The organism is Photorhabdus viridis (assembly GCF_040256935.1).
Taxonomy (GTDB): Bacteria; Pseudomonadota; Gammaproteobacteria; order Enterobacterales; family Enterobacteriaceae; genus Photorhabdus; species Photorhabdus viridis.
The window spans coordinates 1-361 of sequence record NZ_JBEJZY010000312.1; the positions used below are offsets into that span (position 1 = coordinate 1).

The window sequence follows — 361 nt, forward strand, 5'->3', positions numbered from 1 at the left end:
GGGCAATCACATGCGGCACCAGAACCAGTTTTGCGCCGTAGCGTAAAGCCCCCCACAATTCCCATACCGAGAAGTCAAAAGCGATGGAATGCAACAGGCACCAAATATCTTGCCGGTCAAAGTGATACCAGGATTCTGTCGCCTTAAACAAACGCAGAATATTACGGTGCTCGACCATCACGCCCTTCGGCGTCCCCGTCGAGCCAGAGGTGTAAATCACATACGCCAGGCACCGGGACGTCAGCGCAGGGACCTGCGGGTTAACATCCGGCTGATCCGACAGGGTATTATTCGGGTCGAGCACGGTCAGCGCCGCCAGCGTTGGTTCGTTCAGCGCATCACGTCCGGGGTTATCCGCCAG

1 protein-coding gene is annotated in these 361 nt (G+C 57.1%); it reads right to left on the reverse strand.

Annotation, left to right across the window (positions count from 1 at the left end):
• Positions 1–361: AMP-binding protein (locus ABR397_RS23515; protein WP_350307810.1), on the reverse strand; the 361-nt coding region annotated here is incomplete at both ends.